Consider the following 12,803-nt stretch of genomic DNA (forward strand, 5'->3'; position numbering starts at 1 on the left):
AACCCTTAAACGTTTACGATATGCGAAAATCTTTCTTCATCACCTTAGTATTGCTTTTTACCTCCAGTGCCCTTTTGGCCCAGATCGGGGGTATTGAGGATTCGGTCAACGATATTTCAGACACCATTCGGGCCATATTTCCCATCATATTGGGGGTCATCTTTTTAGTGGGCTTCCTTTTTAATGCCGGACATTTCTTTGGAGAGAATGCTGACCTAAAAAGGGGCATTACCCGGGTCTTGGTCTTTGTGTTGATTGCCGGGGCCGTTGTGGGCATCTTTACCTATCTCATCGGAATTGTGGTCTGATGAAACAGTTCGAGGTCTATAGGAATATACGAAAACGGGCCATGATCATGGGACTGTCCATTTCCCTGTTTGCCCTGATGATGGTTGCTGTCATCGGTTCGCTTTTGATCATCATTTTTTCTTTTCATTTTGGTGTCATCGTGTGCCTACTGCTCTTCAATGCCCTGCTCTATGGGGCATTGTTGCAGTGGGTGAAGAAACCCCTCCAATTCAAGGTAGTGCAAACCTTTCCCAAGACCATTAGCCTAAAACAAGTGAATCCCTTTGAATATGTCTAAGCTCAATTTCAATTCATATCATCCATTACTGGATATCCAGAACCATGTGGTCTTTGGGAGCAATGGCAATGTGGTATTGTGTTATCAGGTGGAACTGCCAGAGATTTATTCCCTTTCTGAAACGGATTTTGAGGAGCTGCACGGGATGTGGTTCCAAGCCTTTAAATCCTTGCCCGTGGGTACGGTTATCCATAAACAGGATATTTATCAAAAGAAGGGCTATGATGCTTTTAACCTTCCAAAGGAAACTTTTCTGGCCAAGGCCACCCATGATTATTTTGTGGGTAGGGAGCATTTGGACCATCAGAGTTATCTCTTTTTTGTACTTCCTCTTGACAAGGCCCTTAATGCCACCAAGTATGTCAATCCCTTTCGAAAAGTGGAGAAAGGGTTGCACCGGAAACTGGATGTGCAGGTAGCTGAATTTGTGACCGCCATCAACGATGCGGTATCCTATGTCAACAATTCCAAAAGCGTGTCCATGGTTCCTATGGAACCTGAAGACATATTGGAGCATACCCATGCTTATTTCAATGGATTCAATCAAGGTTTTGATACGGATATCCAGCTAGGAAAAGGCCCATTGGAAATTGGTGACCATTATTTCGATGCGATGGCCATCAACAATGAAGAATGTTTTGGAGAAATCGTGCAAAGCAGTGTGCCCAATGGGAAATTCAGTTCGGACGGGTTCAGTTTTCATAAAGGTTTTTTGGACGGTCTCGGGTTGGAGTTGGGGGAGAACCATATCATCAACCAAATCCTTTATCTGGACGATACCCATCAATGGCGTAAACTATTGGACAAAAAAATTGAGGAACTCTCCAAGAGCTCCAATTTTGGCTCCCAGAACAAAGTGGTTCGCAACAAGGTCCAACATATCTTGGATCGGATCAATGGGGATGATACCGCACGGATTGTTCGCGGGCATGTGAACATTGCTTATTGGCATACGGAAGTTGGGGTGTTGAAGCGGATTGCTTCTGGCATCAAGGCGCAATTGAAGGAACTGGATATACGACCCTATCAACCCCATGGGGAGGAGCGCACCCATTATTTTTTGAACTCCTATCCCAGTCATGCCTCCAACTTTTCCAATGAAGATCTTTTTGTGATGGACCTAAAGGCAGCCCTTTGTCTGTATATCAACAATACGAATTATCGATCTGATGAAACAGGAATCGTTTTTAATGATAGACAGTACAATATTCCTGTGGTCAAGGATGTATGGGACGAGGGGAAAAGGCGTATCAAGGCGCGGAACTTTGCCATTTTTGCCCCGACAGGGGAAGGGAAATCCTTCTTGGCCAATAATATCCTACGTCAATACTTTGAGGCCGATGTACGACTGGTCATTATCGATTTAGGGGGTTCTTATGCCAAATTTGCCCAATTGTATCCCGATGATCACGTGGTCCTTCGCTATGAGCAAGGCAAGAACTTGGGTATTAATCCCTTTTATATTTCTGATCCGTCCGATTTGACCCCTGAACGATTGGAAGATCTGGCCCTGTTCCTTTTGGAGCTCTTGGCGGAAAGCCATGTGACCAAATCCAAGGAAGTGGCCTTGAAAAAAGTGTTGTTGCACTATTATAATAAGATCATGGAGGGGCATTCCTTGGCTTCCCTATATCAATTCGTGGACAAGCACAAGGATACCTTGATCGAGGAAACCCAAGTTCAGGAATCCGATTTCAATGTCTATGGATTTTTGCACATCCTTTCTGAATATGTGGATGGGGGCCTGTACAGTTTTCTGTTCCATGTGGCAGAAGACCAGACCTATAAGATCGAGGACAAGCGTTTAATTGTCTTTGAGTTGGACGAGGTGCGCGACAATAGGGAAATCCTGTCCGTAATGCTCAAATTGATCAAGTCCGCTATCCAAAGGACCATTTGGCGAAACCGTTCGGAAAGGGGCATTATCCTCTTTGATGAGTTTGCCAAGCAGCTCAAGTTTCCCCATGTATTGGAGAGTGTGGAGTTCTATTACCAGGCCATCCGAAAACAAAACGGGGCCATTGGCATCATCCTGCAATCCATCAACCAATTACCTGAAAATGCCACTTCGGCAAGTATCTTGGAGAATACCCAAGTCGTGTACAGTTTACGGAACGAAAAGGGCTATGATGAACTGGTAAGGCGATTGAACCTGTCCAACCATGATCTCAATCAATTGAAGTCCCTTAGAAACAATCTCACTGGGGAACGCAAATACACAGAAATCTTTATCAAGATCGGAAAGGAGAGCAATGTCTTTCGCTTGGAGGTGCCCCCAGAGGTCTATGCCGCTTATCTCACCGATGGGATGGAACATGGTCAGCTCATGGAACTCTTTGCACATTCCGGGGATATGGAACGGGCCATTTCGGAATTTATTAATCAACAAAAGAAAATGATATGAGAATAGATTGGAAACAAACCTTATGGAAAAATCCCCGGTTATGGATGTTGGCGCTGTCCTTGACCCTGTTATTGCCTGCAGGCGCTGCCTGCCAAGGGATGCCGGTGTATGACAATACGAACTTTATCAGCATGACCAAATCCCTGTTGGAATCGGCCAAGCAGACGGCAGAGCTGTTGAAGACCGTGGAGTTCCTAAAAGAACAGAAAGACAATATTGTCAAGGTGAACAACACCATCCGGCAGTTGAAGGCAGTAAGGGAACTGGCCCGGAACAATGAGATTTTGTTCCGTACCGTCCAGACCGATCTGCGGGATATTTTGAACTCCCCTTATATAAAGGCAAGTGAGGTGGAACAGGTGTCCCTTGCCTTTGAGCAGATTATGGAGACTGCTATTGATGATCTGGATTTTGTCAACCAGATTCTGTCGAGTGATTTCTTGAAGATGACCGATGCGGAGCGTACGGCCATTTTGATGGAAAAGAAGGTCCAGTCCCAGGAAATGGTGGCCGAATTGGAGGTCAAGACACGAAGGTACCGGGAGATCATCTCCTTCCGTCGGATGCAGGACATCATCAATAACCGGGAAACAGAATACTGATGGCTGGTTTCTTTTTGGGTATCGGATTGGAATATGTGGATGCGGTCTTCCAGACCATCAAGGACAGTGATTTCTCCCAATACACTATTGTGGGGATGAAGGCCTTGGCCGTACTGTTCTTTCTGATCAATATTTTGAAGAAATACAATGAGGGCATTGCCACGACCGATGGCCATACCTGGGGGTTGACCCCAACGGAACTGGCCAAGAATTTCTTGGTGGTGCTCCTGGTCATTTTCTCCACCGAGATATTGGGAGTCTTCGATGGGATCCTGGTGGCCATCGAGACCCAATACCGGGACACGGCTCCGGCACTCCTCCCGTTACAGCTGCGGGATGTGGACCTGGAACGGGATGTGGGTGCCTTGGAAGCCGCCAAGAAAGCCATGGCGCTCTTGTACGAGGCCTTGGTTACTCCCTTGTACGGATTAAAGGTCTTGGCCTTTATCATCGGGGTCTTGCTTTGGTTGATGGACCTGTTCATCTATCCTTTGTTCCTTGCAGAACGGTATTTCCTATTGGGGATCCTACAGGCCTTTTTTCCCTTGGTCATCAGTTTGGCCGTCTTTGAGAAGTTTCGACCCTTGGCCTATCAGTTTTTTAAGTTGTACGCAGCGGTGTATATGCTGGTGCCCGCCTTCTTTTTGGTCAATGTGTTCGTCAACAACCTCTACACGGAGATCAGTACCAACTTTTGGGGCAACCTCTTTGGTTTCGACTTTGGGAGTGAATTCTTTGCCTCCATCATTGAACTCGGGACCATTGGCTTTATCGTGCTGCTCAAATTTAAATTGTACCGAAGGGCGACCAGTTTTACCCTTCGATTGTTCACCGGTTAAATTGAAGTCTATGAAAACGCCTTTTAAAAATATAGTGCAGGTATTGCGGTTGAACCGCTGGGTGGTTCTTTCCGTGGTCATCGTCTCGGGGTTGATATGTTCGGTTTCCATTATGGTGGTAGCCAAAATACACCAGAATAGTTTGGACCATGCCTTTGTGGTCAATGGGGAAGGGGAGGTCATCCCATTGCATTGGGTGAATCAACGGGAGCACTTGGAAGTTGAGGCCCTGGCCCATTTGGAACAGTTCCATAGATGGTTTTATGGGGTGGATGCCGGAAGTTATGAAACCCATATGGAAAAGGCCCTTTGGTTGGGCAATGCCTCCGTTGGTGCTGTCTTTCAACAGAAAAAGGCAGACGGTTTCTATAACCGGTTGTTGCAATATTCCCTTGTGCAAGAGGTCATCCGAATCGATACAGAGCTGGATTGGGATGGGTCTTCCTTTGCGTTTAGGACCCAATTGCATATACAGATCAATCGGGGAACCGTCACCGATACCTATGAACTGGTGACCTCGGGACATTTGATCCAGGTGGAACGGAATTTTCCCCATAATCCTCATGGATTGTTGATCACTGATTTTTTTGAAAACTCACTTCGTAAACTAGAAACTCATGAAAACACAGAAGAATAAAATAGTTTTTGTGCTGGTACTGGCATGTATGGTACTCTTTATCACCATATATAGCATCGTCACTTTTGGTAGGCCAAAAAAGGAAAGCCTTGATGTAGGGAGGATCCCAATGCCGGATCTGGAGGACACTTCGGTGGAGTTTGAAACCAAACTGGAAGCCGTGGAAGCCATCAAGGTGGAAAAACAATCCACGGCACCCCAAGTGTATCCCGACCACATGGTGGATGATAAAGGGTATTTCAATCCCGATTATATGGAATATGAAAAGCAGCGTATCATAGACAGTGTCTTTGATACCAATGCCTTTACTGCGAAAAAAATTTCTGTATCGGATGCAGGTGTAATGCCCAAGTTGGGGACTGTAAAGAAGGTAAAGGTAGACGATGAAAAGTTGACAATGGGTTCCCCAAGGACGGAAACGGAGCTAGGATTGGTACATCAACTGTTCTTTGCCTCCAATCCAAAAAGGAACCGTTCCGATGGAAATTTACCAACTACTGCTGTGGCCAAGGTGTATGTGGATGGGGACCAGACCCTTCGGGATGGACAACGATTGGACTTGCGACTCGCCCATGACTATGTTGTGGAAGGGAAAAGGATGCCAGGAGGTACCCGCCTCTATGGCTTTGTAAAGATAAGGCCCAACCGGGTGATGGTGGAACTTACCCGATTGGGGACAACCCTTATGGATATGCAAGCCTATGATGCCCAGGATGGGCAGGAAGGGATTTATGTGAAGAACCATCTCCGGGGTGAAGTGGTGGATCGGTCTTTGGATGAGGGCCTTGGAGAGATCAATGTGCCGGGTGTGCCCCAGTTCAATGGGATCAAACGCATATTTCAGCGTGATCAACGTACTGTTAAAGTTCAGATTTCCGACCATTATCAATTTTTCTTAATACCTAGATTATGAAAACACTAAACGTCATCATTGCAGTAATGCTAATGGCCTATGGGCACACCGTATCGGGCCAAAAGGTTTTGGACACCATCCAAGCCAATTCACAAATGAACGTGGCCCTCTTTTTTCCCAGTCCCATCAAACAGGCTATAACGGGAAACACTAAAGCGATCTTTACCTATAATCGGGAAGAAGCTCAATATTTTGGGCTATTGCAGGCCACAGCCAACACCATTACCAACCTTTTGGTGGTCACCATGGACGGACAAGCATATGAATTTAAGGTGGCCTATAGGGAAAACGTTGCCCAAACCCATTTTTTTGTGGACAAGGCGCACAGCATTGGTCCAGTACAGCCATTACCTGGTAAAAAAGGGGATTCCTTGGCTTCCCACACAGCTCGATTTGCTTTTTTAAGTGGATTGCTATCAAGTGATGGAAATGGTGCCTTGGCATCGGTGCGAAGAAAGGGAATCCGATTGCGGTTGAAAAGGTTGGTCTACCGAAACGCTCAAGTATTTATGGTCGTAGAGGTGCGCAACCGATCAGGCATTGATTTTGAAGTAGGCACCCTTGAGGCCCTAAGGATAAATGGCAGCTTGAAACGGAGATCCTCGTATCAAGAAACCAGGTTGGTACCCCATTATATCTTTGAACGACCCAAAATTATTAAAACCGGGACTTCCCAACGATTTGTACTTGTGCTACCCAAATTTGTCCTATCCCATAAGGAGCATCTAAGACTGATTCTCTTGGAAAGCCGTGGAGGCAGAAGGTTGGAGCTCAACTATTGACCTATCGATAAAGAGAAGTGGAATCCCTTATAGGATATATAATTTAACATGAAAACAAAATTTTGCCATAACAAAGGTTATAGTGTTGGCCAAGAAAGGAAATGAAATAGGAATGGTACACCTCAGGAAAAATGGAACTGGCTTCCAGCTGTATTAAAAGCATTGGCACATCAGCATATCATTGTCATCCAACCGTCCGATTCAAGTCATGGATAGTTTGTTAGTGAAGGAATGAAAGGGACATCAGTCGCAACAACCTGATCCATTGCTGGAAGTGTAGATGGCGACTTTAGAATTCCTAAAGATTTGAGATCTTTATTTATACCTTAAATTTAAGGTATGAAGATTCTTATTGCAGAAGATGAGACCGAACTCCAGAAATCCATTGCCACCTATTTGGAAAGGGATGGCAATGTCTGTGAAATGGCTTCAGACTACCACGAGGCCCTCTATAAGATTGACCTCTATGAATACGATCTGTTGGTCCTGGACATCAACCTGATCACCGGTAGTGGATTGGATATCCTAAAACTGTTGAAGCGCAACCGTTCGGAGACCCCGACCATCATCATCTCCGCCAACAATTCCTTGGACGATAAACTGGAAGGATTGGATCTGGGTGCGGATGATTACCTGACCAAACCCTTTCATTTGGCCGAACTCAATTCACGGATAAAGGCGGTTTTGCGAAGAGGTAAGTTTGGTGGCAATGACCGTTTGGAGTTCCACGAGATTTCCATTGATACACGCTCTAGGACCGCTTATGTCAATGCCCAAGCCCTTTCCTTGACCCGTAAGGAATTCGATCTCCTGCTTTTTTTTATTACCAATAAGGGACGGGTGCTTTCCAAAGAGATCATCGCCGAACATTTATGGGGTGACCATAGCGATCTTGCGGATAATTTTGATTTTATTTATGTCCATATCAACAACCTGCGTAAAAAATTGACCGAAGCCGGGGCCAAGTATATCAAAACGGCCTACGGAAGTGGATATAAGTTCGTGGAAGAGTGACCTATGGGGGATACCTTGAAAAAAATACGATTGATCCGAAAGACTTCCAAAACTTTTTTGGGAATCAGTGCCCTGTTGATGTTGGTCAGTACGGTGGCCCTTTATTTCTATCTGAGGAACCTGCTCCAGGCTGAAGTGGAGGAAGAACTTCGTTCCACCGAGGCACGGATCGAAAGTTCCCTGATCGAAAACCCAGAGCCGTTTCAATTGTCCCCTGTGGTCGAGATCCAAAAGGTATCCCTGTTGGGCAGGGAGGTGCTAAAGGATACCATCATCTATGACCCCTCCCAAGATGAAATGGAGGAGTTCAGGGAACTGTCCACCTTTTCCGAGATCAATGGCGAAAATTATAGGATCACCGTCCGCGCACTCGTGGTGGAATCGGAGAATATCTTGATCGCCGTGGTCATTTCCTATTTGGTGATCATCCTGTTGGTATTCCTGTTCCTGTTTTATGTGAATCGTTCGAGGAACCAAAAACTGTGGACCCCTTTTTTCCACAACCTGGAGCAAATGAAACGGTTTTCGCTCAGCTCCGATGCTCCCATCGCCCTGATGGACAGTGAAATTCTGGAGTTCTCCGAATTGAATACAGAGATCAAGATCTTGACCAATAAGGTCCGTTCGGATTATCGGAACCTAAAACAATATACGGAGGATGTATCCCATGAGATGCAGACCCCCTTGGCCATCATACAGGCAAAGATCGAGAACGTGATCAATATGGAGGAACCATTGGACGACCAGCAGTTCGAACAACTCACCTCCATCCAAAGGGATATACAACGACTCTCCCAAATGACCAAGCGCTTGACCTTGTTGACCAAGATCGAGAACAACCAGTTCGCCAATATCGAGCAATTGGATATCACGAGGCTCATGGCGGAAACGGTCCAGGACTTTTGTGAGATTTCCAACAATGTTATCAAGGTCGATTTCGAACATCCCATTAAGGTGGATATGGACCGCTATCTGGCATCGGTGCTCTGTAACAATTTGGTCTCCAATGCCATCAAATACAATCTCGCCCAACAAAATATTGTAGTGGCATCGACTGTGGATGATATTTCCATTTCAAATGCGGGTACAACACCCCTGAAACATCCCGACCATCTTTATAACCGATTCTATAGGGAGTCCGATGGGATCAAGGCAACGGGGCTCGGCCTGGCCATTGTAAAACGGATCTGTGACCTTTATGGTTTTGGGATCGATTATCGGTTTTCGGGGGACAGACATGTGTTCACCATCCATTTTGGGAAGAAATCAATCAGGGAAAATGTAAAACTTTAAATTCCCTTAAGGTTTCGATCCTAGATTTGACATTTAACTTAAAACGTTTTCCATGCGAAGCCTATATGCCCTGTTATTTTCCTTTATCTTTTCTTGCCCCTTGTTTTCCCAAGAGACCATTACCATTTCCGGTCAGATCTTGGATGCCGAATCCAAGGAACCCCTGGCCTTTGCCAATGTGGCCGTGCATGAGTTGGATACCAATGCCCTGGTGACCGGGGCGATCAGTGATGAGCAGGGAAGGTTTACCATTGATGGCGTAGCGTTGGGGGAATATAGACTCTATTTTTCCTTTATCGGATTTGCCACTTTGGAGCGGACCTTGGTGGCAGGGGGATTGAACAACGTGTTCGACCTCGGTAAAGTGGAATTGCTGCCCAGTGCCCAAAGTTTGGGGGAAGTGGAGGTAGTGGGCCAACAGGCCACCACCAATGCCGATCTCAACACAAAGACCTTTAGCCTTGAGGACAATATAGCCCAATCCGGGGGGTCGGTCATGGATGCCATGAAAACGCTGCCTGGGGTCACCTTTGACCAAGAGGGGAAGGTCGTCCTCAGGGGCAGTGACAAGGTGGTGGTCCTTATCGATGGGAAACAGAGCAGCCTTACAGGGTTTGGAAACCAAAAAGGGCTGGCTAATATCCCCGCGTCCAACATTGAAAAGATCGAAATCATCAACAACCCTTCGGCAAAATATGATGCCAATGGGTTTGCGGGTATCGTGAACATCATCTATAAAAAGGAACGACAGGCGGGGCTCAACGGGGACGTGGGGCTATCGTTTGGTCTCGGTGCCCTGGGCAAACGACGGGCCGATACCCCAACGGATCTGGGCAGCTACTCGGTCAATCCCAAATTGATTCCCAGCCTCAATCTCAACTATAAAAAAGGAAAACTGAATTATTTCCTGCAATCGGAGTTTATCCTTCAGGAAGCCTTGCCGAACAATGAGTTCACCACGAGGAATTATGATGACGGCCGCAATATCCTTTCCCAGGTGCCCGAAAACCGGAGACAATTTCGATCCATCGTCAACGGAGGGGTCGATTATGATTTGGATGACCGCAACAGTTTAACCTTTTCCGGTCTATATGATCGCGAAAAACACATTGATACCGCCCAGGTGGCCTTTGTGGACATGGATGCCAACCAACGCAACCGATTTTATAGTTGGCAGGAAGAGGAGATCACCCGCTTCATCAATGCCACGGTGAACTATAGGCATTCCTTTGCACAACTGGGACATACCCTCAGTGCCAGTGCCCAATACACCCAGGGGCTGGAGGATGAGACCTATTCCCTGAACGATAGTTCTGCAGTGCGCATCGGTACGGACAAAACCAATATCAGGGCCATTGAGAACACCACCAGTATATCCACGGACTATGTGAGGCCCTTACGGTCGGGCCGGATGGAATTGGGGGCCAAACTGCGGATAAGGCGATTGCCCGTGGACTATACCATCACACCGGGGAACCAGTCCATCATCTATCCCGGTCTGGGCAGCTTTTCGGATTGGGGGGAGAACCTTTATGCCGGATATGCAAATTATGTCCTTGAAAAGGAAACGTTCGATATCGAGACGGGGCTCCGCGCCGAACTGACCGATGTTTTCTACGACCTGGACCCGGTCAATAGTTATTATCCCAACAATGACAAGTACGATTATTTCGAACTGTTCCCCAGTGCACGGTTTACCTATAAATTGGGGGGGCACAACAAATTGTCGGTGTTCTACAACCGCAGGATCGACCGTCCGGGGGAACCGGAACTCCGGATTTTTCCTAAGTATGACGATCCCGAACTGCTCAAAGTGGGCAATCCCTATTTGCGGCCACAGTTCACCAATGCCGTGGAGTTGGCCCATAAATATAGCTGGTCCACAGGATCCATTTTTACGGCAGTGTACCACAGGATGATCAAGGACCAGTATATGAGGGTCTACAGCATTGATGCTTCCAATCCGGACTATGACATTGTCAACCGCATTTACCAGAACACGGGAAGGGCTACCAACACAGGGGTCGAGCTGTTGTTGGCCCAGGATATTTCCAACAAGGTAAAGGTATCGGGTACTTTTAATTGGTACTCCAATGCCATTGATGCCTATCAGGGAACTTTGCTATTCCCCTATGAAAGGACTTTTACGGTGGAGGAATCCACAGCGGATGCCTGGAATGCCAAGTTGAATGCGGAGCTTCAATTGGAACATAATCTGGCCATCCAATTGACAGGCATCTATTATTCGGACAAGAACATCCCCCAAGGCAAGGAACTCTCAAGATCTTCAGTGGACCTAGGCCTCAAAAAGGGTTTTTGGGACAAAAAAGCGGAACTGACCTTCTCCGCCACCGATATCTTCAATCGGTTCGGGATCCGCCAAGAAGTAACGGACCAAGGATTTACGGCCCTGTACCAAAACTATTTCGAGACCCAGATTTTCCGGTTGGGACTTCGGTACAAGCTATAGGGAGGTAAATGAATGGCGATGGGGCCATCTTTAGATTTGCTTTAAACCATCTTTAGAATTGGAGTGTAGTTTTAGGTCAGATATAAAAATTGGAACCATGAAAAACAAAAGATTTATTATTGGACTACCCCTTGCTGCCCTTTTGGGTCTTGCACTCTTTGCCTTTGCAAGTAACCGTTCTGTTCCCCTAAAAGTAAAGGCGGCCTTTGTCAAAAAGTTTCCCCAAGGAAAGAAAGTGAAATGGGACAAGGAATCGGATGCTGAATGGGAAGCTGAATTCAAAATGGACGGGATTGAATATTCAGCGAATTTCCTGGAAGATGGGACTTGGAAGGAGACGGAACATGAAATTGAACAAAAGGATATTCCAGATACCGTCAAGGCTACCTTGGACAATGAGTTGCCCGGGTATGAAATCGAAGAGGCGGAAATTTCCGAGACCGTTGATGGCCTGACCTATGAATTTGAAATGGAAAAAGGGGAGGAAGAACTGGAAGTAAGTATCGATGTCCATGGAAAATTGATCCATAAACAGGTCGTCGATGAAGAAGGGGAAAAGAATCAAGACTAAAGTTTAGGTTTGAGTTTGAGTTGGTTTTTGATGGAGGTCGGGAGTTCATGCTTCCCGACCTTTTTCAACTTGTGGAATCCCATGGGTACTGTCGGTTTTCCTAAAATACGTTGAAGACCATGGAGTGGAAGATTCAATTTTATAAAATGTAAGGAATGAGGATTTTTTGGATGACAGGGTCAAGAGGTAAGCGTTGGCTTGACCAAGTGACTTTGGGTTCGGGAAGGCTCCTGGGATGTTTGCTGCTGCAGGCCGTAGCTTGTACCACAAAGCTGCCCGATACCATCGATAGTGCCTTTACCTCCAAGTTCTTGAATGCAAGGGATGTCGAATGGCACTATACTCCTGATGGCCATTGGCTGGTATCCTTCTATATGGAAAGATTCGACTATATGAGCGCGAGCTATACCTTGGATGGCCTGTTGGAATATGTTGAATTGGAGCTGCATGGGGAGGAAGTTCCCAAGCAGCTGATGGATAGGGTCAAAAAGACCTATCCTGAAGGTGACGTATACGAGGTCTATGAGCGGAACCGGGAAAATTCGGCAGAGTACATCTTTGAACTTGTGGACCACGGAAGCCTTTTTGGCGTCGATTTTTTTGAGGATGGCCACAGCCAAATCATACCCCCCGATGACTATCGCTTTACTTCTAGGGTTTTGGTCGGGGACTGATCTCGAATTTACAAGGGG

At 46.4% G+C, this 12,803-nt stretch carries 13 protein-coding genes; all 13 read left to right on the forward strand.

The features are described from left to right. The first annotated feature begins 20 nt into the window (after positions 1-20). The 13 genes from DCK90_RS13410 (at position 21) to DCK90_RS13470 (ending at position 12,785) form a co-directional block, all read left to right on the forward strand. Positions 21-308 (forward strand): hypothetical protein, encoded by a 288-nt coding sequence (locus tag DCK90_RS13410; RefSeq protein WP_108246708.1) that lies wholly within the window; start codon positions 21-23, stop codon positions 306-308. Continuing rightward, complete coding sequence (locus tag DCK90_RS13415) at positions 308-586, forward strand: hypothetical protein (protein ID WP_108246709.1); 279 nt, start codon at positions 308-310, stop codon at positions 584-586. Before DCK90_RS13410 ends, DCK90_RS13415 begins: the two co-directional genes overlap by 1 nt. Beyond that, positions 579-2,990: a TraG family conjugative transposon ATPase gene (locus DCK90_RS13420; protein ID WP_108246710.1), complete on the forward strand. Its 2,412-nt coding sequence runs from the start codon at positions 579-581 to the stop codon at positions 2,988-2,990. The genes DCK90_RS13415 and DCK90_RS13420 overlap by 8 nt, the downstream gene beginning before the upstream one ends. Beyond that, positions 2,987-3,592, forward strand: coding sequence for a conjugal transfer protein (locus DCK90_RS13425; RefSeq protein ID WP_108246711.1), 606 nt, complete (start codon positions 2,987-2,989; stop codon positions 3,590-3,592). Before DCK90_RS13420 ends, DCK90_RS13425 begins: the two co-directional genes overlap by 4 nt. After that, positions 3,592-4,431: a hypothetical protein gene (locus tag DCK90_RS13430; RefSeq protein ID WP_108246712.1), complete on the forward strand. Its 840-nt coding sequence runs from the start codon at positions 3,592-3,594 to the stop codon at positions 4,429-4,431. The genes DCK90_RS13425 and DCK90_RS13430 overlap by 1 nt, the downstream gene beginning before the upstream one ends. Positions 4,432-4,441: 10 nt before the next feature. Continuing rightward, positions 4,442-5,068 (forward strand): conjugal transfer protein TraK, encoded by a 627-nt coding sequence (locus DCK90_RS13435; RefSeq protein WP_108246713.1) that lies wholly within the window; start codon positions 4,442-4,444, stop codon positions 5,066-5,068. Further along, the gene (traM, locus tag DCK90_RS13440; protein WP_108246714.1) at positions 5,049-5,981 is read left to right on the forward strand and encodes a conjugative transposon protein TraM; all 933 of its coding nucleotides are present in this window, start codon (positions 5,049-5,051) and stop codon (positions 5,979-5,981) included. The genes DCK90_RS13435 and traM overlap by 20 nt, the downstream gene beginning before the upstream one ends. Beyond that, entirely contained in the window at positions 5,978-6,763 is a 786-nt protein-coding gene (locus DCK90_RS13445) for a DUF4138 domain-containing protein (protein ID WP_108246715.1), read from the forward strand. The genes traM and DCK90_RS13445 overlap by 4 nt, the downstream gene beginning before the upstream one ends. A gap of 339 nt (positions 6,764-7,102) precedes the next feature. After that, positions 7,103-7,777 carry a response regulator transcription factor gene (locus tag DCK90_RS13450; RefSeq protein WP_108246716.1) on the forward strand — a complete coding sequence of 225 codons (675 nt, stop codon included), beginning with the start codon at positions 7,103-7,105 and terminating at the stop codon, positions 7,775-7,777. A 3-nt stretch (positions 7,778-7,780) separates the two neighbouring features. Beyond that, positions 7,781-9,070 carry a sensor histidine kinase gene (locus tag DCK90_RS13455; protein WP_108246717.1) on the forward strand — a complete coding sequence of 430 codons (1,290 nt, stop codon included), beginning with the start codon at positions 7,781-7,783 and terminating at the stop codon, positions 9,068-9,070. 52 nt (positions 9,071-9,122) lie between these two features. Then, the gene (locus tag DCK90_RS13460) at positions 9,123-11,540 is read left to right on the forward strand and encodes an outer membrane beta-barrel protein (RefSeq protein WP_108246718.1); all 2,418 of its coding nucleotides are present in this window, start codon (positions 9,123-9,125) and stop codon (positions 11,538-11,540) included. Positions 11,541-11,637: 97 nt separating this feature from the next. Further along, positions 11,638-12,111, forward strand: a complete 474-nt coding sequence (locus tag DCK90_RS13465) for a PepSY-like domain-containing protein (protein ID WP_108246719.1) — start codon at positions 11,638-11,640, stop codon at positions 12,109-12,111. Between the two features lie 155 nt (positions 12,112-12,266). Beyond that, entirely contained in the window at positions 12,267-12,785 is a 519-nt protein-coding gene (locus DCK90_RS13470; protein ID WP_159075842.1) for a hypothetical protein, read from the forward strand. Positions 12,786-12,803: the final 18 nt, after the last annotated feature.

Source organism: Muricauda brasiliensis, assembly GCF_003057865.1.
Classification (GTDB): Bacteria; Bacteroidota; Bacteroidia; order Flavobacteriales; family Flavobacteriaceae; genus Flagellimonas; species Flagellimonas chongwuensis.

Excerpts from the sequence above, each read along its gene's own strand:
- DCK90_RS13470 (WP_159075842.1), top strand. The coding sequence starts at position 12,267 with ATGAGGATTTTTTGGATGACAGGGTCAAGAGGTAAGCGTTGGCTTGAC.
- DCK90_RS13415 (WP_108246709.1), top strand. The coding sequence starts at position 308 with ATGAAACAGTTCGAGGTCTATAGGAATATACGAAAACGGGCCATGATC.
- DCK90_RS13445 (WP_108246715.1), top strand. The coding sequence starts at position 5,978 with ATGAAAACACTAAACGTCATCATTGCAGTAATGCTAATGGCCTATGGG.
- DCK90_RS13430 (WP_108246712.1), top strand. The coding sequence starts at position 3,592 with ATGGCTGGTTTCTTTTTGGGTATCGGATTGGAATATGTGGATGCGGTC.
- DCK90_RS13450 (WP_108246716.1), top strand. The coding sequence starts at position 7,103 with ATGAAGATTCTTATTGCAGAAGATGAGACCGAACTCCAGAAATCCATT.
- DCK90_RS13425 (WP_108246711.1), top strand. The coding sequence starts at position 2,987 with ATGAGAATAGATTGGAAACAAACCTTATGGAAAAATCCCCGGTTATGG.
- DCK90_RS13435 (WP_108246713.1), top strand. The coding sequence starts at position 4,442 with ATGAAAACGCCTTTTAAAAATATAGTGCAGGTATTGCGGTTGAACCGC.
- DCK90_RS13465 (WP_108246719.1), top strand. The coding sequence starts at position 11,638 with ATGAAAAACAAAAGATTTATTATTGGACTACCCCTTGCTGCCCTTTTG.
- traM (WP_108246714.1), top strand. The coding sequence starts at position 5,049 with ATGAAAACACAGAAGAATAAAATAGTTTTTGTGCTGGTACTGGCATGT.
- DCK90_RS13420 (WP_108246710.1), top strand. The coding sequence starts at position 579 with ATGTCTAAGCTCAATTTCAATTCATATCATCCATTACTGGATATCCAG.
- DCK90_RS13455 (WP_108246717.1), top strand. The coding sequence starts at position 7,781 with ATGGGGGATACCTTGAAAAAAATACGATTGATCCGAAAGACTTCCAAA.
- DCK90_RS13460 (WP_108246718.1), top strand. The coding sequence starts at position 9,123 with ATGCGAAGCCTATATGCCCTGTTATTTTCCTTTATCTTTTCTTGCCCC.
- DCK90_RS13410 (WP_108246708.1), top strand. The coding sequence starts at position 21 with ATGCGAAAATCTTTCTTCATCACCTTAGTATTGCTTTTTACCTCCAGT.